The organism is Bradyrhizobium sp. URHD0069, assembly GCF_000701345.1.
Taxonomy (GTDB): Bacteria; Pseudomonadota; Alphaproteobacteria; order Rhizobiales; family Xanthobacteraceae; genus Bradyrhizobium.
In genome coordinates, this window is sequence record NZ_JNIJ01000025.1 from 71,745 (window position 1) to 93,345 (window position 21,601).

Here is a 21,601-nt window from a genome sequence, read left to right on the forward strand (position 1 = left end):
GCGACGGGTGGAATGGCGCAGCCGACTTTCTTCGAGCAACCACCTTCGTCGACGCTGGCTGATATAGCCGCGTTGACGAAGGCGCGTTTGGTCGACGCCTCGCGGGGCGGCCAGCAGGTCAGGGGGCTGGCTTCGCTCGACGAAGCCGGCCCGATGCATCTGACGTTCTTCGACAACCTGAAATACGCCGACCAGCTTGCTTCGACGAAGGCGGGGGCGTGTCTGGTCAGCGAGCGTTTCGAGGCCAGTGTCCCCGCGCATGTTGCGGTGTTGCGCACGGCCCAGCCGTTCCGCGAATTCGTCAAGATCGCGCGCGAGCTGTACAGCGGCGCGCTTCGCCCGCAATCCTGGTTCGGCAACGCCGGCATCGCAGCCTCGGCCGTGATCGATTCGACCGCGCATCTGGAGGATGGGGTCATTGTCGATCCACTCGCGGTGATCGGTCCGAACGTTGAAATCGGTAGCGGGACCGTCATCGGCGCGGGGGCTGTCATCGGCGCCAATGTAAGAATTGGCAGGGATTGCGACGTCGGCGCGCGTTGCTCAATCCAGTTCGCGCTGATCGGCGACAACGTTCTGATCCATCCTGGCTGCAGCATCGGACAGGATGGATACGGCTTCGTGTTCTTTGGACCGGATGGCCATCTGAAAGTGCCGCAAACCGGCCGGGTCCTGATCCAGAAGGACGTCGAGATCGGCGCCGGAACGACCATCGATCGCGGCAGCCTTCGCGACACCGTGATCGGCGAAGGCACGAAAATCGACAATCAGGTCCAGATCGGTCACAATGTGACGATCGGCAGGCATTGTCTGCTTGCGGCCCAGATAGGACTCGCAGGCAGCCTGACGATTGGCGACAATGTGGCACTGGGCGCCAAGGTGGGGATCAACAACCATCTTCGCATTGGAGACGGTGCCCAGGTCACGGCGATGAGCGCCGTCAAGGATGACATTCCAGCCAACGGGCGCTGGGGCGGCTTCTTTGCAAAACCGACCAAACAGTGGTTCCGGGAGATCGTTGCGCTGGAGCGTCTGGTGCGCGATAGCACGGCCGATCCGAAGGGCGAGAGGCGCGACTGATGGAGGCACCGGTCAGATTTGAGCTCGTGGACATCAATACCATCCTCAAAACACTTCCACATCGCTATCCGATGCTGCTGATCGATCGGGTGATCAACATCCGGAGCGACTACAGCGGCATCGGCATCAAGAATGTCACCTTTAACGAGCCGGCGTTCACAGGGCACTTTCCGGAGCGCCCTGTTTATCCCGGCGTGATGATGATCGAAGCGATGGCGCAGACGGCGGGGGTGATCGGCATCCTGTCGGTCGAAGGCACCGAGAAGCCGCGCGCGGTCTATTTTCTGACCATCGACAAGTGCAAGTTCCGCAAGCCGGTGATGCCCGGCGATATCATCGAATACCACATGCGCAGCATCGGCCACCGTAAATCGATGTGGTGGTTTCACGGCGACGCCAAAGTCAACGGCACCACCGTCGCCGAAGCCGACGTCGGCGCGATGCTGACCGACTGATGCGCACAACCGTTGGTACGCCTGGCGCCGGACACTGCGAAACACAGGTAACCATACGTCACTAGACAGTCCGGGGATGTCGCGGTAACCACCAAAAACTCAAGCACATCAACGGCGATATTGGCGAATACCGGACCATGAGCACAATCGATCCCACCGCGCGGATTGAAGACGGCGCTGTGATCGGCGAGGGCACCTCGATCGGTCCCTACTGTATCATCGGCCCGCACGTCGTGATCGGCGCGAACTGCAGGCTGATCGCCCATGTGCACATCACGGCGCAGACCACTATCGGCGACGGCTGCACGATCTATCCATTCGTCTCATTGGGCACCCCGCCGCAATCCCTGAGCTATCGCGGCGAACTCACGAAGCTTCAGATCGGCCAGAGCTGCACCATCCGGGAGCAGGTGACCATGAACGCCGGCACGGTGGCCGGCGGCGGCATCACCCGCGTCGGCGATCGCGGATATTTCATGAACTGCAGCCACGTCGGTCACGACTGCCAGGTCGGAAACGACGTGATCTTCGCAACCTCGGCGACGCTGGGCGGTCACTGCGAAATTGGCGATTTTGTTTTCATCGGCGGGCTGTCCGCGGTGCATCAGTTTACTCGGATCGGGCCGCAGGTGATGGTCGGCGGCGTCTGCGGCGTGCGCAACGATGTTATTCCGTTTGGCCTCGTCAACGGCCAGTATGCCAGCCTCGAGGGGCTCAACATCATCGGCATGAAGCGCCGCAAGTTCACGCGCGAGCGGCTTGCTACGGTTCGCTCGTTTTATCAAAAGCTGTTTCATGGACCGGGTATCTTTGCCGACAGGCTGAACGAAGTGCAGCCGTTAGCGGCCCAGGATCCGGCGATTGCGGAAATTCTGGCCTTCATCGGCGACGGCCAGCATCGGGCGCTGTGCCTTCCGGCTGACGGCGACGACAGACATTGATGAGGGGATTGCCGGAGCCCATGACCAACAAGGCTTTGGAGATTTCATCCCCTGTCGGCCTGATCGCGGCAGGCGGCGTGATGCCGTTCGCGGTTGCCGATTCCCTGACCGCGCGCGGCATCAATCCCGTCCTTTTCGCGCTGAAAGGCGCCTGCGATCCCGTGGCCGTGGAGCGTTTTCGTCATCACTGGATTTCCGTCGGTCAACTCGGCAGGGCCGTAAAACTGTTTCGCGCCGAAGATTGCCGCGATCTGGTTTTCATCGGCACGCTGGTGCGGCCGGCGCTATCCGAGATCCGCCTGGATTGGGGCACGCTTCGCGTCATCGGCCGGGTGTGGGCTGCTTTCCGGGGCGGAGATGATCATCTGCTGTCTGGAATCGGCCGCATCCTCGAACAGGACGGCTTTCGGATGGTGGGCATCAAGGACGTCGCCCCGGATCTCCTGATGCCCGAGGGATGTCTCACCGACAAGTCGCCCGACGAAAGTGCCGCTGCCGATATCGCCAGAGGCAGGGAGGTGCTGCGCGCGCTCAGTCCCTTCGACATCGGTCAGGCCGCCGTCGTGATCGACGGTCACGTCGTCGGGGTCGAGGACATCGAAGGCACCGACGGGCTGCTGGCGCGTGTCGCGCGGCTGCGCGCGGAAGGCCGAATCCGAGCCAGGGCTGCCCGCGGGGTGTTGGTGAAGGCGCCCAAGAGCGGACAGGATCTGCGCTTCGATCTCCCGACCATGGGACCGCAAACCGTCGAGGGCGCGGCGGTGGCCGGGCTTGCAGGGATTGCGATCGTTGCCGGCAACACGATCGTGGTCGACCCGCAGTCCGTGATCGAGGCGGCGGATGCCGCGGGCCTTTTCGTGACCGGTTTGCCCGCGTGATGCAGGCGCGAGCAACGACCAACGTCGCGCGAAAGATATTCCTTATCGCGACAGAGGAATCCGGCGATCGGCTTGGCGCCAGCCTGATGAAGGTATTGCGCCAGCGCCTCGGCGGCGCCGTGCGGTTCGAAGGCGTCGGCGGACGGTCGATGGCGCGCGAAGGGCTGGCGTCGCTGTTTCCGATCGAACAGCTGTCGATCATCGGACTGGCGGCGGTTGTGAAACAACTCCCGAAGATCTTGCGGCTGATCCGGGAAACCGCCGCTGCCGTCACGGAAGCCTCACCCGATATCCTCGTGATCATCGACAGCCCCGATTTCACCCATCGGGTGGCAAGGCGCGTTCGCTCTCGCGATCCCTCGATCCCGATTATCGATTACGTCTCCCCCTCGGTCTGGGCGTGGCGGCCCGGCCGGGCACGTGCGATGCGCACCTATGTCGATCATGTGCTTGCCCTGCTCCCCTTCGAACCGGAGGAGTATCGCCGGCTGCGGGGGCCGCCGTGCAGCTATGTCGGTCATCCCCTGACCGAGCAGATCAGCGTGCTCCGGCCCGGCGTCGACGAGCAAAAGCGCCGGGACGAACAACCGCCGGTCCTGCTGGTTCTGCCGGGAAGCCGCGGCAGCGAGATCAGGCATCATATGACGGTCTTCGGCGAGACGCTCGGCCGGTTGCGGGCCGAAGGCGCACTGTTCGAACTGATCCTTCCCACGATGCCGCATTTGCAGGATGCGGTTCGGGAGGGCGTGAAGAACTGGCCGGTGCAGCCGCGGATCGCAATCGGCGAGCAGGAGAAGCGGGCGGCGTTTCGGATTGGGCGCGCCGCGCTCGCCAAGTCCGGCACCGTGACGCTGGAGCTTGCACTTGCCGGCGTGCCGATGGTCACGGCCTACAGGACCGGTGCTATCGAGGCGTGGATCTTGCGGCGCGCGATCAACGTGAAGTCGGTCATCCTGGCCAATCTTGTGGCTGGCGAGAACGTCGTTCCGGAATTCCTGCAGGAGAATTGTACGCCGGAGAAACTGTCGCAGGCGCTGCGCGAGGTGCTTGGCGATTCTCCGTCGCGGCGGCGACAGGTCGACGCCTTCGCAAAAATCGACGCGATCATGTCGACCGGCAACCAGACCCCGAGCACGCGCGCGGCCGATATCGTTCTGGCGGCCATGCGGAAGGCGCGGGGAGCGGGTTAGCGCCGGCGTGGAGTACCAGGCAATTGGATTGTGTCTGGGGCAGCGAATTTGCGCCTGCCGTCACCGTAATTCTTAACTTTTCCGTATCATTCACTGCGTAGATTTTTCGCGTGGAGTGGTCGTATGAGCATTGACGGTCTTTCTTCCTTCCTGGCGCAGCCACGGACTCTGGCGATCGAGCCGCGGCCTCCGCTCGAAAAGATGACGGCGGAGGAGATGAAGGCCGCATATCGCGCGGAGCATCCGCTTCTCACGCCGCAGCAGGCTCTTACATCAGGTGCGGAACTCGGGCCGCCGACCGACGACCCGCGCGCCGATAATCACGCTTCGAAAATCCACACCGAGATCAAGATCAACGGCAAGGTGATCGCGCGCACCTATAACAGTGGAGCGGTCGAAATCGCGAGCGAATACGGCTTTCTCGGCGAAGAGCTCGATTTCGGCGCAGACGGCATGATCGGTCCAGATCTCGCGGCGAACCGAGCCGCGCGCATCAACGCCGTACTGGAGCGCTACGGCGCGGTGACGAAGGACGAACTCAGTCCCTCGGATCTGCTCGCCGCCACTCTCGCCAAGAAGCCGATCCTCGAAAGCCTGCTCGCCGACACCGTGCAGACGCAGCAGGAGTGGCTCGACGACATGGAGAAGCAAGGGCGCCTCGAGCCCGGGGCTCTGTTCTCGCGGGTGGCTTAGATCAAACCCGTAGCCCGTAGGATGGGTTGAGCACTTGCGAAACCCATCACCTTACTTCACGTCCTGCGGTCGTTCGCCAAACTCCCCGTCATGATCCCTGATCAGGTCTTTGGCGCCGTACCTTCCTGCCACTCCGGCAACTGGTCTTTTGGATCGAACCAAGACGCGCAATCCGATCGCCAGATATGCACCTTGGGCCGCTGGGTGATCGGCGTGTCCAGACACCCCATCCGCAGCAGGATGGTGCCGGTGCCCGCTCTTTCAGCGACGATATGCGACCCGCATTGCGTGCAGAAGTATCGCTTCTTGCCGGGCGAGGACTCAAAACCCCTGATCAGGTTCTCTCCCTTGGCCCAGCGAAAACGGTCGTGGGGCACGTTGGTCACCGTAGAGAAGGCAGAGCCTTGCGCCTTGCGGCATGTGGCGCAGTGGCAGTGGACGATGCGGCCGGGTTCGGCGTCCACTTCGTAAGCGACGCTTCCGCACATGCAGCTTCCTGTGAGCATGGTGCCTCCCGCGAAAGTCTGGCTTTGGAATCAGAAAGCCGGACGCTGCGACCGCATCCGGCTTTCTACTTGTCGAAACGGTTGCGCGCTTACTTCCGCTTTCCGATATCGACGTAATCGCGGCGGGTCGCGCCAGTAAAGAGCTGCCGCGGACGGCCGATCTTCTGCTGGGGATCCTCGATCATTTCGCTCCACTGGCTGATCCAGCCGACAGTGCGAGCGACCGCAAACAGCACGGTGAACATCGAAGTGGGGAAGCCCATCGCCTTTAGCGTGATGCCCGAATAGAAGTCCACGTTCGGATAGAGCTTGCGATCGATGAAATACTGATCGTGCAGCGCGATCTTTTCCAGTTCCATGGCGACTTTCAGCATCGGATCGTCGCCGTGGCCGGTCTCCGCCAGCACCGCGTGGCACATCTTCTGCATGATCTTGGCGCGCGGGTCGTAGTTCTTGTACACGCGATGTCCAAAACCCATCAGGCGGACTTCGCTGTTTTTGTCTTTCACTTTTTTGATGAATTCAGGAATTTTATCGACCGTGCCGATATCGGCCAGCATCGCCAGCGCCGCTTCGTTGGCGCCGCCGTGGGCGGGACCCCAAAGGCAAGCGATGCCGGCGGCGATGCAGGCGAACGGATTGGCGCCGGAGGAGCCTGCGATCCGCACCGTCGATGTCGAGGCGTTTTGCTCGTGGTCGGCGTGCAGAATGAAGATCTTGTCCAGCGCGTCCGCCAGAACCGGATTGATCTTGTATTCCTCGCAGGGCACCGCGAAGCACATATGCAGGAAATTCTCGGCGAAGTTCAGCGAGTTCTTCGGATATATGAAGGGCTGACCTATGGTGTATTTGAACGCCATCGCCGCCAAAGTCGGAATCTTCGCGATCATGCGCATCGACGCGATCATGCGCTGCCGCGGATCGTTGATGTCGGTGGAGTCGTGATAGAACGCCGCCAGCGCGCCGACCGCGGCAACCATGATCGCCATCGGATGGGCGTCGCGGCGGAAGCCCTGGAAGAACCGCGCCATCTGCTCGTGAACCATGGTGTGGTGGATCACGCGGTTGTCGAAATCGGCTTTCTGTGCCTTCGTCGGCAGCTCGCCGAAGAGCAGGAGATAACAGGTTTCGAGAAAGTCGCCCTTTTCCGCCAATTGTTCGATCGGATAGCCGCGGTATTCCAGAATGCCGGCATCGCCATCGATGTAGGTGATCCTGGACTGGCAGCTGCCGGTGGAGGTAAAGCCCGGGTCATAGGTAAACATTCCGGCCTGGGCGTAAAGCTTGCCGATGTCGATCACGTCGGGCCCGACGGTGCCGCTCAAAATCGGGAAATCGTAGGTCTTGTTGCCGACCGTCAGCGTTGCGGTTTTGGTGTTGGATGTTGCGTCCATCGTGTAATCCCCGATGAGATCGTTGTGAAACCCGGCGGCCGGGCGCGCCATAGCGAGGCAGGTGGCGTGGGAAACCGGGCGTTCTGAAAGCACCTCTTAAATGGGTTAGCTTATTGCTGTTTGCACTGCAAGACGGCCGCACCCGGACTGCGATACCGCGCTATGAGGAGGCCTGATCGCCAAGTCGGGCCAGGCATTCCTCCCGCCCCAGCACCGTCAGGACGTCGAAGATTCCCGGCGAGGTAGTACGGCCGGTCAGCGCCACGCGCAGTGGCTGGGCCACCGCGCCGAGCTTGAGGTTGTTCGCGTCGGCGAAGGCGCGCATCGCCGCTTCGGTGGTTTCCGAGGTCCATGGCGTCACACCCACAAGCGCCTGACGAAGCCGGCCGATCAGCTCGCGGTTTTCCGGCGTCAGCAACGCCGCCGCTTTTGGCTCGATCGCGAGCGGCCTGTCGGCAAAAAGAAAGTACGAATTGTCGATCAGCTCGATCAGCGTTTTGGCGCGCTCTTTGAGGCTCGGCATTGCCCGCAACAATTGCGCGCGCGCGGTGTCGTTGAGCTTGGCCTTGAGCTCGGTACCTACGGGTACATAGTCAAGCACGCTTTCGAACTCAGTCACGAGGGATTGATCGTCGGAGTGGCGGATGTAGTGACCGTTGAGGCTTTCCAGCTTGGCAAAGTCAAACCGCGCGGCCGAGCGGCCGATCGCCGGCAGGTCGAAGGCTTTGATCATTTCCTCTGTTGAGAATATCTCCTGATCGCCGTGGCTCCATCCGAGCCTGACCAGGTAGTTGCGCAGCGCCGCCGGCAAATATCCCATCGCGCGGTAGGCATCCACGCCGAGCGCCCCATGGCGCTTTGAGAGTTTTGAGCCGTCGGGCCCATGGATCAGCGGAATGTGCGACATGCTCGGAATGTCCCACCCGAGCGCGTCATAGATCTGCTTCTGGCGCGCGGCGTTGATCAGGTGGTCGTCGCCGCGAATGATGTGCGTGACGCCCATGTCGTGATCGTCGACCACGACGGCGAGCATGTAAGTCGGATTGCCGTCGCCGCGTAACAGGACGAGGTCATCGAGGTTCTCGTTCTGCCAGACCACGCGGCCCTGGACCTGATCCTCAATCACGGTTTCGCCGGTCTGCGGCGCCCGGAGCCTGATTGTCGGCTTCATGCCGGCCGGGGGGTCCGAAGCATCGCGGTCGCGCCACATGCCATCGTAGAGGCGGGTACGGCCTTCGGCACGGGCCTTTTCCCGCATCGCCGTGAGTTCTTCCTGCGTGGCGTAGCAGCGATAGGCTTTGCCGCTGGCGAGCAATTTTTCCGCGACTTCACGGTGGCGCGCGGCCCGGCTGAACTGATAAATGACCTCGCCGTCCCAATCGAGCCCGAGCCATTTCAGCCCATCCAGGATGGCATCGATGGCTTCCCTGGTCGATCGCTCCCGATCGGTGTCCTCGATACGCAACAGCATCTGGCCGCCGCGCTTGCGTGCGTAGAGCCAGTTGAACAGCGCCGTGCGGGCTCCTCCGATGTGGAGAAAGCCTGTGGGGGAGGGGGCAAAGCGTGTGACGACGGTATCGGTCATTGCAGGAACGGGATATGGACAAAGAGGGCATGCACTAGCGTCCCAAATCCGAAGTTCGCCATACCTCGCGGCGCATTCTTGAGCGAACTTCGGATTTGAAAGGACACTAATACCGTTATTTCTGGTGTGGTTTCAGTTCAGAGGTTCTCTTGACGGATTTGCAGCGAAAGGGAAGAGAACTTCTGAACCGCCACACCGGGCGCGGTGGTGTATAGCAGGAACCGTGCATAACTAAAGCCTTCCTTGGGGCAGGCGGATTTGGCAGAAAGTCCGCCAATTCCCGAACTTGGAAATAACATGACAGCAGAACCGGTGGTGGCAGAGGTCGGGCGCGATTTCATTCGTGACATCGTCCAGGCCGATCTTGACGCCAGGAAATACAAAGAAATCGTGACGCGGTTCCCGCCGGAGCCGAATGGCTACCTGCATATCGGGCATGCCAAGTCGATCGCGCTTAACTTCGGCATCGCGCAGGAATTTGCCGGGCGCTGCCACCTGCGGTTTGACGATACCAATCCGACCAAGGAAGAGCAGGAATACATCGATTCGATTCAGGCCGACGTGCGCTGGCTCGGATACGACTGGGGACGCCATTTATTTTACGCGTCGGATTATTTCGAGCGGCTTTACGAATGGGCGGAGGTCCTAATCCGCAACGGTCATGCCTATGTCGACGACCAGTCGCAGGAGGAAATCCGCCTCGCGCGCGGCACGCTGACCGAGCCGGGCAAGAACAGCCCGTTTCGCGAACGCCCGGTGGATGAGAACCTCGATCTGTTTCGCCGCATGAGAGCGGGCGAGTTTCCGAACGGCGCGCGGGTGTTGCGCGCCAAGATCGATATGTCGTCCGGCAACATCAATCTGCGCGACCCCGTGCTTTATCGCATCCTGCATGCCACGCATCCGCGCACCGGCGACAAATGGTCGATCTATCCGAGCTACGACTACGCCCACGGCCAGTCCGATGCGATCGAGGGAATTACCCATTCGATCTGCACGCTGGAATTCGAGGACCACCGGCCGCTGTACGAATGGCTGCTCGACAAATTGCCGGTGCCCTCGAAACCGCGGCAGTACGAATTCGCGCGGCTCAATCTGACCTATACGCTGTTGTCGAAACGGGTTTTGACCGAACTCGTGCGTGGTGGTCATGTTGCGGGCTGGGATGATCCGCGCATGCCGACCATCGCCGGCCTGAAGCGGCGCGGCGTGCCGCCGGCGGCGATCCGCGAATTCGTCAAGCGGATTGGGGTGGCCAAAGCCAACAGCGTTGTCGACGTCAACATGCTGGAATTTTCGATCCGCGAATGCCTCAACAAGACCGCGTTGCGGCGGATGGCGGTGCTGCGGCCGCTCAAGGTCGTGATCGAGAATTACCCGGAAGGTGAGAGCGAAGAGATCGAAGCCGTCAACCATCCGGACGATCCGGCGGCGGGCACGCGCCGCATCGCGTTCGGCCGCGAGCTTTACATCGAACGCGACGACTTCATGGAAAATCCGCCGAAGAAGTTTTTCCGCCTCTCGCCGGGCACCGAGGTTCGGCTGCGCTACGCCTATTTCATCAAGTGCCGGGAAGCGGTGAAGAATGCCGCCGGCGAGATCATCGAGCTGCGCTGCACCTACGATCCCGCCACACGCGGCGGCAACGCGCCCGACGGGCGCAAGGTCAAAGCGACCATGCACTGGCTGCCGGCGGCGCAGTCTATCCCTGCGGAAATTCGCATCTACAACCAGCTGTTCACAAAGCCGACGCCGGATGCCGCCAATTTCGCCGCCGATCTCAATCCGCAGTCGCTGGAGATTCTCAGGGATGCGCGGATCGAGCCGGCGACGGCCGGGAGCAATTCGCCGGAGCCCGTTCAGTTCGAGCGGCAGGGCTATTTCGTGCGCGACAAGGATTCAACGCCGGACCATCCGGTGTTCAACCGAACTATCGGCCTGCGCGATACCTTTGCAAAGGAAGTCGGCGGCAAGGGCTGAGGCGACTTTCCCCAAATATTCTGCATCCGTTCCGCTATCCCCGGCCTTACAGCTTCCGGTAGCCTGACGACCCCTTAGGAATCGCAGGGTGTAGGGGATGGCAGAGCCGGGCAGGTTTCCCAGCCGGACGCAAGGCTACGCCGGCACCTGGCCGCCGCGGGATGCGGCGCGGGCGGCTGGCTTCGCGCCATCCGGGTTCAGTGCATGGCCGTCTCTCGTCGAGCAGCTCCGGGCGTGGCTTCGCGCCGAGGCGGGTGCCGGGCGATTGCTGCCCTGGGTGCCCGTCGCATTCGGCTCCGGCATCGCTCTCTATTTCACCGCGGAGCGTGAGCCGGTCGCTGCCGTTACCGTTGCCCTGGCGTTCGGGCTTTGCCTGGCGGCGTTCCTGCTGCGGCGGCAGAAGCTATTCCCCATCGCCGTGATGATCGCGGCGATGGCGGCTGGTTTTGCGGCCGCGAGCTGGAAAACCGCGCGGGTCGCGCATGGGGTGCTGGCAAAGCCGATGTATTCGGTGTCGCTGTCGGGCTTTGTCGAAACCCGCGACATTCGCGAGCGCACCGACCGCTTCGTATTGCGCGTTACGCTGATGGAAAGCCCGCGCGGCCAGATCAAGTTGGAGCGCGTTCGGCTGTCGGTGCGCAAGGGCACCGCGCCCGCGGTCGGCAGCTTCGTCGAATTGAAGGCGCGGCTGCAGCCGCCGCTGATACAGTGTCCAGAGACATCCAGCGACGTTCAAGATAAGCCTTGTTTTACAGGTGTTTCTTGAAAGGAATGTCTGGACACGTCCGACGGCTTCCAGCACAATCCAGCATTGATTTGTGGGTACTGCTGTGGGCTCAAATGGCGCGGCGACTCAATTTACTCAGTCCAAAGTTCGTCGAAACGATTGAGAAGCCGGGCAGGTACGCCGACGGCGGCGGGCTGTATTTGCAGGTCGCCGCGAGCAGGAATGGCGGCGTGACCAAGAGCTGGCTATTCCGGTATATGCGCGGACATCTCAGCCGGACCGGCAATCCGACATCGCGGGAGATGGGCTTAGGTCCGCTCAGCACCAACAAGCGGGACGGTTTCATCACCACCAAGGAGGCCAGAGATCGGGCCTACAGGGCGCGAGAGGATCTGAAGGCGGGAATTGACCCCATTGAGTCTAGGCAGGCTCTGAGGACCGCTAGGAAGCTCGATGAGGCCCGTTCCGTAACGTTTTCACAATGCGCTGCCGAGTACATCGAGAGCCACAAGGCCGGTTGGAAAGGCGACAAGCACGTCAAACTCTGGAAGGGCTCGCTTGGGAGGTACGCCGAACCCGTTATTGGGACCCTGCCCGTCGCCGCTATCGACACGGCGCTGGTGCTGAAGGTACTCAAACCGATTTGGGAGACGAAGACCAAGACCGCGGTAGACGTCCGCCTCCGGATCGAGTTGATCCTGAATTGGGCAAAGACCCACGGGTATCGAGACGGCGATAACCCCGCCCGCTGGAAAGGGCACATCAAGAATGCACTTCCGGACCCGTCCAAGGTCGCGAAGGTCAAACACCTTTCCGCCATGCCCTATGACGAGCTCCCGGGCTTCATGGGTAAGTTGCGCGCCGAGACAGGTACGCCGGCGGCCGCGCTGGAATGGACTATCCTGACCGCTGTTAGGTCAGACAACACCTTTGCCGCCACATGGCCCGAGATTGATATCGAGAAGAAGGTCTGGGCCATTCCTGCGGAGCGCATGAAGGCCGATTCAGATCACCGCGTCCCACTCACCGATCGGATGATCGAAATTCTCGAGAAGCTGGACCGCGGCACGACATTTGTGTTCGCGGGTCAGAACCCAAAGAAGAAGCTGCCTCACGAGAAAATGCTGAAGCTGCTGAAGGCTCTTCGTCCTGGGCTGACCGTTCACGGGTTCCGATCAACTTTCAAGGATTGGGCATCGGAGCAAACGGCCTACGCCAATGAGGTCTCCGAAATGGCGCTCGCTCACACAGTCGGCGACAAAGTTGAGAATGCGTACCGCCGAACGGACTTGTTCGAGAAGCGCCGTCGGCTGATGGCGGATTGGGCGCAGTATTGTGCGTCTGTCCCCGTCACCAGCTCGAAAGTAGTACCGATGCGGAGCAACGCATGACCGCGTTGATCCTGGCGCGCCGGGTCCGGCAGCGCATCGGCACCGTCCTGGACTGGGCCAAGGCCGCCGGCTTTCGCGCCGGGAGCAATCCGGTCGAGGAAATAAGCAAGGCGCTGCCCCGGCAATCCGAGCGCAAGGGACACCACGCCGCCATACGGTACGTCGAGGTGCCGGCCTTCGTGCGGCGGCTCCGCGGCAGCGATGGCGACGCCATCCCGGATCTGGCCTTCGAATTCCTGATCCTGACGGCGGCCCGCACCTGCGAGGTCTTGGAGACCAAATGGAGCGAAATCGACCTGGAGCAAGCGGCCTGGACGTTTCCGGCCGGCCGGATGAAGGCGGGCAGGGAGCACCGCGTCTCGCTGCGCCGCGCTGTGTCGAGCTTCTCAATCAGGCGAAGCTGCTTGCGGCCGGCAGCGAGTTCGTCTTTTCCGGGCGCTCGGGCAAGAAGCCGATGTCTAATATGGCGCTGCTGATGACCATGCGCCGGCTATCGGCTTACACCGTGCACGGGTTCCGGTCGGCCTTCCGGGACTGGGCATCGGAGCGCACCACCTTCACGCGCGAGATCTGCGAGGCCGCACTTGCCCACATCGTCAAGGACAAGACCGAGGCCGCCTATCATCGCGGTGATCTGTTCGAGAAGCGGGGAGAGCTGATGGCGACCTGGGCGGCGTTCGTGGCCGCCACCCGCGCAGAGGTCATTCCGTTCCGGCGGTTACGTTAGTGAGTGCGGTCGAAACGGAGTTCTTGTTGATTTCGGAGGCAGTGGCGTGTTTCGAGGCCGGGATGTTCGGTGGCGCCATAAAGCGACCGAAACTTCTCGAAGCGATTAAGAAGGACCAGCCGCGGCTTTCGGTAGGATTTGGCCACCGCACCGAGAAGGCTGCTGCAGCCATCCAGGGCGCGATTGTGGCAGGGGATCTGGCCGTCCATGTCTTCACTCAACCCATCGCGGGCGGGGCCTGTCGGCCGCTGCATGTGCCGATCGATGTTCTTAAGCGATTGCACAAGGTTCGGGGCGGGCTACCAGACCATCCGATCCGCCTTCCGTTCAATCTTCTGCGTGATAGTGCCGTCGCTTCCGAACTGTTTGCTGCGCTTTCGACGTCGGCACTGCACTTAAAACGCGCCGAATATGTCGCATGGTATGAAAGGGAGAGGCGCAAACGGCGGTGGCTTTCTCAGGCCGGCAGTGGCGAGCCGCGCATTGGCAGACCGTCTAAACAGACGGACGAGCTGTTAAGATCGATTGAGGCGCTTACCGGCGAAGGAAAATGGTCTGCGCGCGACGGAATCGCGAGGCTCGTGAGGTTGCTAAATTCGAATGGGGCGCCCAACCGTTATCTCGTTCGACGCGCCGTGCAGCGGCTATTTGGAAGAACGGGTGATCTAGCCTACCGCGTCGTTCCTAGAAATCGAGCAAAGGGAAAACGTGGGGGCTCGCGTACTTAGTGCAAAAGTCTTTTTTCACGATGTTTTTCCAAGCTGTAAACCTCTGTTTTGAAAGCGAAATAGTTTACTTGTCCACATTGCAACCGCACATGGTCTGTTTTCTGCGAAAATGGACCACTCGCTAAACCTCAGATCAAGGAGGTTCAGCGATGTCTAGTAAGAATCAATTTCGACCAACAAGCGCGTGGTCTCAACGCACAGGATATGTGCGGCTCGCCGATATTCTTGCGCCAGTCGGCCCATTGCCGATCAGCAAATCGAGCTGGTGGGCGGGCGTGAAGGCCGGCCGTTATCCGGCAGCAGTCAAACTTGGCCCGCGTATCACTGCGTGGAAGGTCGAAGATATTTTGGCCCTGATGGAGCACGGAACCGTCCAAGACGCGGTGGTGCCGCGATGAGCTGGGCAATCGTTGCAAGGGTGCTGAAGACCAAGGTTGGATCCCCCAGCGGCAAGGCTGTGCTGTTGGCGCTAGCCAATCATTGCGACGAGAACGGCAAAAGCTGCTTCCCCGGTCAAGAGACCATTCAGCAAATCACCGAACTCTCAGTCGACACCATCCAACGCCAAATCAAGGCGTTGATCGAGGGCAAGTTTATTTCCGGCATCAAGGTGCGGAAAAAGGGCCACTGGGCCTCTTGGGACTACCAGATAAACTTATCGATGTTGTGGGAAGATCAAACCGCACCATGCGGCATGGTTGCTGCGGAACACCAAGCCGCACCACGCGGTATGGCCAAGCCGCAAGGTGCGGTACGGCCCAGCCGCACCATGCGGCTTAAACCTTCCACTAAACCATTCAATGAACCTTCGCGCGCGAAAGCGCCGAGCAGCCCTGACGGGCTCGGCGCCCTCGGCGCGCCCCTGCGCAACAGGATCGGCCGCGACAAGTACGAAGCGTGGTTTGGCGGAGCAACAATCGCGGAATCCACTGAGGACAGCGTTACCCTGGAACTGCCTAGCAAATTCAGGGCGAGGCACGTCGAAGACAAGTTCGGAGCCGACGTGCTGGCGTGTTGCCGGGCCCAGCAGGTTACCATTGAACGCGTCAAGTTCACTGCGAGGGCAGCAGCATGACGGGGGGCAGGAGCAATCTTCAGCGCACGCTGGACGCGGACCGGTGCTGTCCTCGTGCACTAAAACGCGCAGGTTTTGAGAAAGGGTCGGAAACGAATGCAGGGCAGGAAGCGAGGCGGACATCCGCGCTCGCATTGCCAAGGGCACCACGGTTCACGCGGACGAAAGCGGCGCATGGGATAACTTGCACGACCGCTTCGAAATGAAGCGTATCAACCATCAAGAGGCCTATAGCTTCGACGGCGCTTGCACGAACCAAGCTGAGGAATATTTCAGCCGCCTACGTCGCGCTGAAATCGGCATCCACCACCATGTCGCTGGCGCGTATCTGCTCCGCTACGCGCAAGAGTCGTCATGGCGTGAGGATACAGCATCTTCACCACGGCCTCGACCTGCATCATGGCTGTGCGTAGCCGGGATGGCCTCACGCTTGTTCGCCAGGAGCTTCCCCGCCAACTCAGCGTGTAGAAGTCCCAAGGTGTAGACGGCTTGTTTCGATGCAATTTCGGCTCTGGGCGAAAGCCGCCCGTGAGGGCTTGGCAATCGTTGCAAATCAGTTGAGGCTGCTCACTGGGTTTGATCACCCGGACCGCTAACTGCCCCGCAATCCAGCTAGTGACCTACGCATTCGTCGCTTTTGAGCCGTAGTAAAGTGAATGTTTGGACGTCCCTGCGTTGTCGTCAAATGCTCGAAGACGTCAGTAGCCACTGGCATGATGTTTAGCATGTACTGCAGCTCGATTCCCCAGCCTGTCGGACTGTAATGCGCAAATTGTCGCCGCAGCTGATTAAGCCGTTTGAGGTTTTGACAGTCTCCTTCGGAGAGTGGCGGGACAGGACCTTCCAGCAATTCGGCTCTCTGGATCCAAGCCAGTAACGTATCATAGTCGGCCATTTGCCTTCGCGGCCGGTTCGGCGTCGGATTTTGCAACCACTCACGGTTCTGCTTTTGTGATTTGGGATAAAGCGCCCCGCAACCATCCGTCCCGGCAAGAGCGAGCACCATCGCGCTCTGCACCGCGTTTTGCATCGCGATTATCACCCATTTCCACAATGTGGGACTATTCTGAACGTCGGAAAATTTCTCAGCCGCCAACTCAACAGACAGCACTGCATCTTCAAACTCATCGAAGTGGCAGAACGTCATTTCTTCTCCTTCAGCCCAGCTCTACAAGCCGGCGGATGGCTTCGGGCCGGCCGGGCAGGCCGTCCTGCTGTGGGCGCCAGTCGTCTACCGGTTGGGCAACATGACATCGCGCCGCCGCGAAAGGACTTGATTTGGTTAAGGCCGCCTCAGCTGGCGGACGAGAGACGCTCAAATCTACTCTTGTCTCATCATCCCGTCTCGTCGCACTATTCGAGACCGCCTCATGTTTCCGACGTTCGAAGCGGGCAATTCGGAGCGCATATGCAAGAAACCGGTCCAAAACCCTACGAAAAATGGTTTTTGGCCATCGCCGACGAGAGACCCGTCTCATGTCTCATGTCTCGTCTCACCCGTCTCATGTAATCGCTTCATCGTTCGTCGTCAGGATGGTGCCCCAGGTAGGGAGCGATCTCGCGGTTGTCCGCCCAATCATGTGAACCGGCGGGGGGAGAGTACCGCGGCGCGTGGCATGAACGACATTTGAGCGCGGCCTCTAGTTCCATATCGGCGTGTCCCAGGCCTACGGGTGTGCTCAAGCGGAATGCTGGCGTAAGGTCGCGCAGCGACGGCATTTGACCTGCAACCAGCCGTATCGCAACGGCCTCAGTACCGTCGAGCGAAACGGAACAGACCTGGTTCGGGTTGTCTCAGATTTGTCTCACGTCTCACGCCAATCGTCTCACGATCGGAGGTGGCATAAGGCCATCGAAGAACTGAACTTGAGGCTGGTTGACCCGTAGAATTTAGTGAGAATGGCTGTTTTCGTCACCGGAAGCGGAAAAGCTGTCTCACCTGTCTCACCGTCTCATATAAAACTTTGAACCACAACCAACTCTGCACGACATTGATTCAAAGTGATGGGGGCCTTGTTCGGTCCTTCGGTTTCGCAATCAAAAGCGGATGAGGGTGAGGAACCTTTGCGCTATAACAGCAATGCTATGGCCCGCTTCACTCAGATTCGCCGCCGGTCGAATTTACCAATCATCCTCGGGGCTATCGCGGTCGCCGTAATCGGCTTTGCGGCGACTATGATCTTCCTGGATTGGCAGAGCAGGCCCGAAGTTCGACAAACCAAGGTCCAGGTCTTGGGCCCCACCCCTAGACAGTCCGACCCGATCGAAGTGATCGACGGCGACACGGTGCGCATGAACGGCACGGCCTATCGCCTGGTAGGCTTCGATACGCCGGAGCGAGGCGACAAGGCGCGCTGCGATGACGAACGGCGCCGAGCCGAAGCGGCTACAGCGCGTTTGCGCACCCTCGTTAACAAGGGTGACGCCCGGCTAGTTCGCGTGGTGTGCGCCTGTCGGCCCGGAGAGGAGGGCACGCGGAATTGCAATTACGGTCGCCTGTGTGGATCGTTGTCGATCGGCGGCCGGGACGTCGGGAGCATCTTGATCGGTGAAGGCTTGGCTCACCCTTACGTCTGTGGTGCGACAAGCTGCCCGCAACGGCGGCCGTGGTGCTAGACCGGCGGAACCTGCCGTCAATTTCCCAGAGCATACTTACCGAGCCTTGAAGTGCTCAACCTTCATTGCAGCCTTTCCGAGATCATCAGAAAGTCCGATAAGCACCTTGGAGTGAACCGCACTGTCGATGCCTGGTCGGGATATCAGCAGAGAGCAAGTGACATGGGTCAAACTGATGGCCGTCATATGCAGCGGGTCCACCATACCGGAATTGCTCTGCCCGATCGCGAACACAGGCGAAGGTGCCTCGGTCGTGGCTAGCATGCTGCCAAACGGGCGGTGACCGCCATGGGTGTGTTGGGAAGCCCATTTGAACCGTGGCCTCCAGTGATCAAGTCCAACCGCCTCCTCAAGGTCGAGCAAGCTCGGGGACTTCTTTCCGATGACCTCGGACGCCCAACCAAAGTCGTTTCGAATGTCCTTGCCCAAATGATCAACATGAGATTTGCATCGCTTTTCCATAGCCGCAATTTCATCTTCGGTTGGCGCGCGCAGCCAGGCGTCGCATTCCTCTGGCGTAATGAGGATCACCGGCATGGCCTTGGGTGTATCGGTTCGATGATCGCGTTCGGCGCCGTGGTCAGGAAGCCGTAGACATTGTGGGGACCGGGGATCGGTTTTGACTTCGTGCCTCGGTCGCCTTTGAATTCGGTCCGAACCAGACAGACACAGGCCGCAGCGCCCGCCTTATGGGCGGCTTCCTGGGCGCCGCCTGGCGGCCGTGAGCTGCGAATCCTCTCACCGGTCTTCAAAGGGGCCGTCTTTCGGGGCGTTTTGCCCGGCACTGCATGTGACTTGGATTTGAGGTCAGGATCTGGCTTATCGTAGGCGATTCCGCACCCGTCGGTGGTGATCTTTTCTAATACCGAACAATGCCCCTATCGCGAACGCCGCATTCTCTCGGCCATAAATTTCAAAAGTGACACTGGTGCGCCCCGGAACGTCTCAGGCGGAGTATAATCCGCCCCCACGGTCTCGGCTAAACTGCGAAGACCATCAGCCCACCCCAATAGTCTGGCCACATTGACACTGTCCATCAGGTCGCTTTGCGCCCAACCTTCAAACATATCAGCTAAGCCATACATGTCCCTTGCCGAAAGATCATCGAGGGAAGCTATAGGAGGTATGGAAGATGCGTATTGCAGAATTTCAGCCTCTTCCAAGCTGATCGCCCGCGTAATCTTTGCACCGTCTTTTTCTACAAGAGCGTTGTGAAGGTCATTGGGGCATCGACGCAGCCTCCTGTCACGCTCGCATTTGGCTTCTATCAATCCGGATTCCAGCAAATATCTTAGTCTTTTACGGTAGTGCTGTTTTTCGTCATCTGAAGCGGCCAGCGCAAGCTTCTTAGCCGTCGCTGCATAACGGCGAGCGCAAAGCAAAACGTAGTATTCTGGGAGCAGGTCTGGATTGACCTCTGAGGGATCGATCATCTGCAATTACCCATCCTGCTGATGCACAAAAACAGCACCCAATGGTCGTAGGGTTACGGCTGTACGATTCTGCTAAGTGCCGCAGAAATGCGCTCGCATAGCGTTCGTGACAGCTCTGCCGCAGCTACGCTCCTTTGGATAACCCCAAGAGGTGGAGCGCGTTCAGCTTCCCGGTCGACGAGCAATCCGTAAATGGGCACAGTAACGGAGTTTTCTCCGTAGCCAAACTCTACCAAACCACCCGTGCCAGGGCTGCAACTCACTTTGAACGGGGTGTTTCGCGAAACGAATGTAGTCTCGTCAAGCAAGCTGGTCACCGATATTGCACCGGCTTTGGACTGAATAGCAGCAGCAACCCTTCGCTCTACGTAAGCGATCCAAGCCTCTTGGGTGCCCGGCGGTAACACACTCACCGCCGTATCGAAATTCAGCTTCGCCTGCTCCGCAAGCGATTTCTGCTTTTCCGAGTAAGCGTAATAGACGATGCCACAAACGGCAGTGCAGGTAATGAAAATCAGTTTTGGCCCCATTGGGGAAAGATAACAGACAGATTCCAACTAGTGAAGACGAATAGGAACGATCGTTCCTAGAAAGATCGTTCCTATCGTTGTGCCCTTCCGTCATGGACCTGAAAGAGGCCATGGCGACAAATCTGCGTCGAGAACGCCATGCCAGAGAAATGACGCAAGAGGAATTGGCCGATCGGGCGGGACTGAGTTCACGTTATCTTGGTTCAATTGAACGAGGTGCTGTTTCAGCAAGCGTCACAGTCCTAGGGCAACTTGCAAAGGCTTTGCGCGTCAATCCTTGTGAGTTGATTGCGCAGCCGCAACCTCGAAAGTCGTCTCGTTCTAGTAAAGGTCCAACCTCATAAATGAGATTATTCGGCGCGGAATAGTCAATGTCCGGTTTGGAGCACCTTACGGACTCAAGTCAGACCTCGCCCTAGGTCTGAAAAGTGCCAGGAGCAGTCATTCCACACATCACCACCCGGCGATTGAGGGCGACATCGCTAGGAGCCGTCCTCCATGATCCATGCAGTCCCGATGGCTATAGCTCCTATCTCTTTCCAAGCTGAACGTGCCGATCGACGACAATCCAGACGGCACGGCCGACCGCAAGCAGGTTCTCTTTTTCACCAAAGAGCGCCGCGTCGGCGATGAAACGTCGTCCTTCGCCGCCGTTTTGCCCGGACGTCACCACGCATCGCTCGCCTGGACGCGGTCGCCCGTCGATGCGAACGGCGAGGCGCCCGAGCAGGATCGGCAAGCCGTTGAAGCCGCCGGTCTCCCGGTCGTACAGCCAGACGTATCCGGTCGGACAATCGAGCGCGGACCACACGAACTCCGGAGCAACCAAGCCATCTGCTTCGGCGAGAGAGGGGTCAGGCGTCCAGGGTACAGCGAAGGCTCCGCTGCCGTCCTGTCGGATAAGCGGCCCGGCGAAAAGCCGCAGTCCGTCGCCCGGTGCGCGGTCGGGCCCGCATACAAAACACATCGGCAACAGGTGCTCTTGCGGCTTGATCGGCGTACGCTTCTCCGCCGCCACGGCCTCGGCGTAGGTCGCCCTTTCCAGCCTGCTCATGTCGAGCGTGATGGCCCGCCCGGTTGCTATTGTCGCCGTGCCCTGGCGCAGCTCCCACAGACCTGCTCCGACCTCGACAACACTTAACTCCGTCTCCAGGGGCGGCGGGGCGCGCAGTGTTACTTCCGCGGCACCAGCAATGTGGCGCGCCAGCATCCCACAGACATAGCCGCCATTGCCCGAGTTTGGCGGACCACGAAAACGGCGCGGAATCAGCATCGTCTCCATGCTTTCCTCCCAGCGATACGACAGGACTGCATTTCGAGCTGCTCATTGACCAGCGAATACTTCGTGTGCCGCCAAGAGCCAGTAGTCGACACGGACATCTGACTGACTAGCAGGTCGATCCGACAAAGGGCCTTGCGCTGCTGCCTGGCTACCTTCCTAAAGCACCGAGTCCGAGATGCGTTGAAGGGTCGTCGATCAATTAGCGATGTCAGAACCATAGCATTAAAAGCATGCTGTGTGTTGTCAGCAGAGGGAAACTCAGCGAGTTTCAGCCTAGCCCCATTGGCAGGGCGACGTACTTCTGCTCCGGTTCAATCTGAGAAGAACTCAGTACGAGCATATGTTTTCAGCTTCGCCCTCGAACTCGGACATTGCTCGATGCAGTCGGCA

General features: G+C 60.1%; 22 protein-coding genes and 3 pseudogenes. 17 read left to right on the plus strand and 8 right to left on the minus strand.

Annotation, left to right across the window (positions count from 1 at the left end):
• Nucleotides 1-12 precede the first annotated feature (12 nt).
• From lpxD to N554_RS0116705, 6 genes are all read left to right on the plus strand, one after another.
• Nucleotides 13-1,080, plus strand: coding sequence for a UDP-3-O-(3-hydroxymyristoyl)glucosamine N-acyltransferase (gene lpxD / locus N554_RS0116680; RefSeq protein ID WP_029584506.1), 1,068 nt, complete (start codon nt 13-15; stop codon nt 1,078-1,080).
• Nucleotides 1,080-1,535: a 3-hydroxyacyl-ACP dehydratase FabZ gene (gene fabZ / locus N554_RS0116685; RefSeq protein WP_029584507.1), complete on the plus strand. Its 456-nt coding sequence runs from the start codon at nt 1,080-1,082 to the stop codon at nt 1,533-1,535. Before lpxD ends, fabZ begins: the two co-directional genes overlap by 1 nt.
• 137 nt (nt 1,536-1,672) lie before the next feature.
• Nucleotides 1,673-2,476: an acyl-ACP--UDP-N-acetylglucosamine O-acyltransferase gene (gene lpxA, locus N554_RS0116690; RefSeq protein WP_029584508.1), complete on the plus strand. Its 804-nt coding sequence runs from the start codon at nt 1,673-1,675 to the stop codon at nt 2,474-2,476.
• Between the two features lie 20 nt (nt 2,477-2,496).
• Nucleotides 2,497-3,354 (plus strand): LpxI family protein, encoded by an 858-nt coding sequence (locus N554_RS0116695; protein WP_029584509.1) that lies wholly within the window; start codon nt 2,497-2,499, stop codon nt 3,352-3,354.
• Nucleotides 3,354-4,544: a lipid-A-disaccharide synthase gene (gene lpxB / locus N554_RS0116700; protein ID WP_029584510.1), complete on the plus strand. Its 1,191-nt coding sequence runs from the start codon at nt 3,354-3,356 to the stop codon at nt 4,542-4,544. The genes N554_RS0116695 and lpxB overlap by 1 nt, the downstream gene beginning before the upstream one ends.
• Nucleotides 4,545-4,667: 123 nt before the next feature.
• Nucleotides 4,668-5,237 (plus strand): hypothetical protein, encoded by a 570-nt coding sequence (locus N554_RS0116705; protein ID WP_029584511.1) that lies wholly within the window; start codon nt 4,668-4,670, stop codon nt 5,235-5,237.
• Nucleotides 5,238-5,338: 101 nt separating this feature from the next.
• Here the strand turns inward: N554_RS0116705 and N554_RS0116710 are convergent, their stop codons facing one another.
• The 3 genes from N554_RS0116710 to gltX all read right to left on the minus strand — a co-directional run bounded on the left by N554_RS0116710 (nt 5,339) and on the right by gltX (nt 8,722).
• Nucleotides 5,339-5,725 carry a GFA family protein gene (locus tag N554_RS0116710; protein ID WP_245283630.1) on the minus strand — a complete coding sequence of 129 codons (387 nt, stop codon included), beginning with the start codon at nt 5,723-5,725 and terminating at the stop codon, nt 5,339-5,341.
• 107 nt (nt 5,726-5,832) lie between these two features.
• Nucleotides 5,833-7,137: a citrate synthase gene (gltA, locus tag N554_RS0116715; protein ID WP_029584513.1), complete on the minus strand. Its 1,305-nt coding sequence runs from the start codon at nt 7,135-7,137 to the stop codon at nt 5,833-5,835.
• A gap of 160 nt (nt 7,138-7,297) precedes the next feature.
• Entirely contained in the window at nt 7,298-8,722 is a 1,425-nt protein-coding gene (gltX, locus tag N554_RS0116720; protein ID WP_029584514.1) for a glutamate--tRNA ligase, read from the minus strand.
• Nucleotides 8,723-9,019: 297 nt separating this feature from the next.
• Between gltX and N554_RS0116725 the strand changes: the two genes are divergently transcribed.
• The 9 genes and pseudogenes from N554_RS0116725 to N554_RS38390 form a co-directional block, all read left to right on the plus strand.
• The gene (locus N554_RS0116725) at nt 9,020-10,702 is read left to right on the plus strand and encodes a glutamine--tRNA ligase/YqeY domain fusion protein (protein ID WP_029584515.1); all 1,683 of its coding nucleotides are present in this window, start codon (nt 9,020-9,022) and stop codon (nt 10,700-10,702) included.
• A gap of 97 nt (nt 10,703-10,799) precedes the next feature.
• Nucleotides 10,800-11,462: pseudogene (locus N554_RS0116730) on the plus strand (DUF4131 domain-containing protein); the annotation flags it as partial.
• Between the two features lie 80 nt (nt 11,463-11,542).
• The gene (locus N554_RS0116735; protein ID WP_029584517.1) at nt 11,543-12,820 is read left to right on the plus strand and encodes a tyrosine-type recombinase/integrase; all 1,278 of its coding nucleotides are present in this window, start codon (nt 11,543-11,545) and stop codon (nt 12,818-12,820) included.
• Nucleotides 12,817-13,296, plus strand: a complete 480-nt coding sequence (locus tag N554_RS37375; protein ID WP_051677525.1) for a tyrosine-type recombinase/integrase — start codon at nt 12,817-12,819, stop codon at nt 13,294-13,296. Before N554_RS0116735 ends, N554_RS37375 begins: the two co-directional genes overlap by 4 nt.
• Nucleotides 13,275-13,547 (plus strand): site-specific integrase, encoded by a 273-nt coding sequence (locus N554_RS37380; RefSeq protein ID WP_156041956.1) that lies wholly within the window; start codon nt 13,275-13,277, stop codon nt 13,545-13,547. The genes N554_RS37375 and N554_RS37380 overlap by 22 nt, the downstream gene beginning before the upstream one ends.
• Nucleotides 13,547-14,275, plus strand: a complete 729-nt coding sequence (locus tag N554_RS0116745; RefSeq protein ID WP_029584518.1) for a hypothetical protein — start codon at nt 13,547-13,549, stop codon at nt 14,273-14,275. Before N554_RS37380 ends, N554_RS0116745 begins: the two co-directional genes overlap by 1 nt.
• Before the next feature lie 149 nt (nt 14,276-14,424).
• On the plus strand, nt 14,425-14,673 hold the full coding sequence (locus N554_RS35960; protein WP_051677527.1) for a helix-turn-helix transcriptional regulator: 249 nt from the start codon (nt 14,425-14,427) through the stop codon (nt 14,671-14,673).
• A gap of 20 nt (nt 14,674-14,693) precedes the next feature.
• Nucleotides 14,694-15,350 carry a helix-turn-helix domain-containing protein gene (locus N554_RS0116755; RefSeq protein ID WP_197033601.1) on the plus strand — a complete coding sequence of 219 codons (657 nt, stop codon included), beginning with the start codon at nt 14,694-14,696 and terminating at the stop codon, nt 15,348-15,350.
• A gap of 97 nt (nt 15,351-15,447) precedes the next feature.
• Nucleotides 15,448-15,717: pseudogene (locus N554_RS38390) on the plus strand (transposase); the annotation flags it as partial.
• Between the two features lie 225 nt (nt 15,718-15,942).
• Here the strand turns inward: N554_RS38390 and N554_RS0116760 are convergent.
• Nucleotides 15,943-16,497: a hypothetical protein gene (locus tag N554_RS0116760; protein WP_029584521.1), complete on the minus strand. Its 555-nt coding sequence runs from the start codon at nt 16,495-16,497 to the stop codon at nt 15,943-15,945.
• 938 nt (nt 16,498-17,435) lie between these two features.
• On the opposite strand from N554_RS0116760, the gene N554_RS38395 reads away from it, so the two are divergent.
• Entirely contained in the window at nt 17,436-17,966 is a 531-nt protein-coding gene (locus N554_RS38395; RefSeq protein WP_156041957.1) for a thermonuclease family protein, read from the plus strand.
• Between the two features lie 36 nt (nt 17,967-18,002).
• Here the strand turns inward: N554_RS38395 and N554_RS42075 are convergent, their stop codons facing one another.
• The 3 genes and pseudogenes from N554_RS42075 to N554_RS0116780 all read right to left on the minus strand — a co-directional run bounded on the left by N554_RS42075 (nt 18,003) and on the right by N554_RS0116780 (nt 19,405).
• Complete coding sequence (locus tag N554_RS42075; RefSeq protein ID WP_245283631.1) at nt 18,003-18,428, minus strand: DUF5677 domain-containing protein; 426 nt, start codon at nt 18,426-18,428, stop codon at nt 18,003-18,005.
• A pseudogene (locus tag N554_RS41015) lies at nt 18,420-18,619 on the minus strand (SOS response-associated peptidase); the annotation flags it as partial. The gene N554_RS42075 and the pseudogene N554_RS41015, both read right to left, overlap by 9 nt.
• A 225-nt stretch (nt 18,620-18,844) precedes the next feature.
• Complete coding sequence (locus tag N554_RS0116780; protein WP_156041959.1) at nt 18,845-19,405, minus strand: hypothetical protein; 561 nt, start codon at nt 19,403-19,405, stop codon at nt 18,845-18,847.
• A gap of 616 nt (nt 19,406-20,021) precedes the next feature.
• Here N554_RS0116780 and N554_RS38405 point away from each other — a divergent pair.
• Nucleotides 20,022-20,273 carry a helix-turn-helix domain-containing protein gene (locus N554_RS38405; RefSeq protein ID WP_029584526.1) on the plus strand — a complete coding sequence of 84 codons (252 nt, stop codon included), beginning with the start codon at nt 20,022-20,024 and terminating at the stop codon, nt 20,271-20,273.
• 185 nt (nt 20,274-20,458) lie between these two features.
• Here the strand turns inward: N554_RS38405 and N554_RS0116795 are convergent, their stop codons facing one another.
• The gene (locus N554_RS0116795) at nt 20,459-21,211 is read right to left on the minus strand and encodes a hypothetical protein (RefSeq protein WP_029584527.1); all 753 of its coding nucleotides are present in this window, start codon (nt 21,209-21,211) and stop codon (nt 20,459-20,461) included.
• Nucleotides 21,212-21,601 lie beyond the last annotated feature (390 nt).

Coding starts and splice junctions, on each gene's coding strand:
- lpxD (WP_029584506.1), top strand. CDS start 13: ATGGCGCAGCCGACTTTCTTCGAGCAACCACCTTCGTCGACGCTGGCT.
- fabZ (WP_029584507.1), top strand. CDS start 1,080: ATGGAGGCACCGGTCAGATTTGAGCTCGTGGACATCAATACCATCCTC.
- lpxA (WP_029584508.1), top strand. CDS start 1,673: ATGAGCACAATCGATCCCACCGCGCGGATTGAAGACGGCGCTGTGATC.
- N554_RS0116695 (WP_029584509.1), top strand. CDS start 2,497: ATGACCAACAAGGCTTTGGAGATTTCATCCCCTGTCGGCCTGATCGCG.
- lpxB (WP_029584510.1), top strand. CDS start 3,354: ATGCAGGCGCGAGCAACGACCAACGTCGCGCGAAAGATATTCCTTATC.
- N554_RS0116705 (WP_029584511.1), top strand. CDS start 4,668: ATGAGCATTGACGGTCTTTCTTCCTTCCTGGCGCAGCCACGGACTCTG.
- N554_RS0116710 (WP_245283630.1), bottom strand. CDS start 5,725: ATGTGCGGAAGCGTCGCTTACGAAGTGGACGCCGAACCCGGCCGCATC.
- gltA (WP_029584513.1), bottom strand. CDS start 7,137: ATGGACGCAACATCCAACACCAAAACCGCAACGCTGACGGTCGGCAAC.
- gltX (WP_029584514.1), bottom strand. CDS start 8,722: ATGACCGATACCGTCGTCACACGCTTTGCCCCCTCCCCCACAGGCTTT.
- N554_RS0116725 (WP_029584515.1), top strand. CDS start 9,020: ATGACAGCAGAACCGGTGGTGGCAGAGGTCGGGCGCGATTTCATTCGT.
- N554_RS0116735 (WP_029584517.1), top strand. CDS start 11,543: ATGGCGCGGCGACTCAATTTACTCAGTCCAAAGTTCGTCGAAACGATT.
- N554_RS37375 (WP_051677525.1), top strand. CDS start 12,817: ATGACCGCGTTGATCCTGGCGCGCCGGGTCCGGCAGCGCATCGGCACC.
- N554_RS37380 (WP_156041956.1), top strand. CDS start 13,275: ATGTCTAATATGGCGCTGCTGATGACCATGCGCCGGCTATCGGCTTAC.
- N554_RS35960 (WP_051677527.1), top strand. CDS start 14,425: ATGTCTAGTAAGAATCAATTTCGACCAACAAGCGCGTGGTCTCAACGC.
- N554_RS0116760 (WP_029584521.1), bottom strand. CDS start 16,497: ATGACGTTCTGCCACTTCGATGAGTTTGAAGATGCAGTGCTGTCTGTT.
- N554_RS38395 (WP_156041957.1), top strand. CDS start 17,436: ATGGCCCGCTTCACTCAGATTCGCCGCCGGTCGAATTTACCAATCATC.
- N554_RS42075 (WP_245283631.1), bottom strand. CDS start 18,428: ATGGAAAAGCGATGCAAATCTCATGTTGATCATTTGGGCAAGGACATT.
- N554_RS38405 (WP_029584526.1), top strand. CDS start 20,022: ATGGACCTGAAAGAGGCCATGGCGACAAATCTGCGTCGAGAACGCCAT.
- N554_RS0116795 (WP_029584527.1), bottom strand. CDS start 21,211: ATGGAGACGATGCTGATTCCGCGCCGTTTTCGTGGTCCGCCAAACTCG.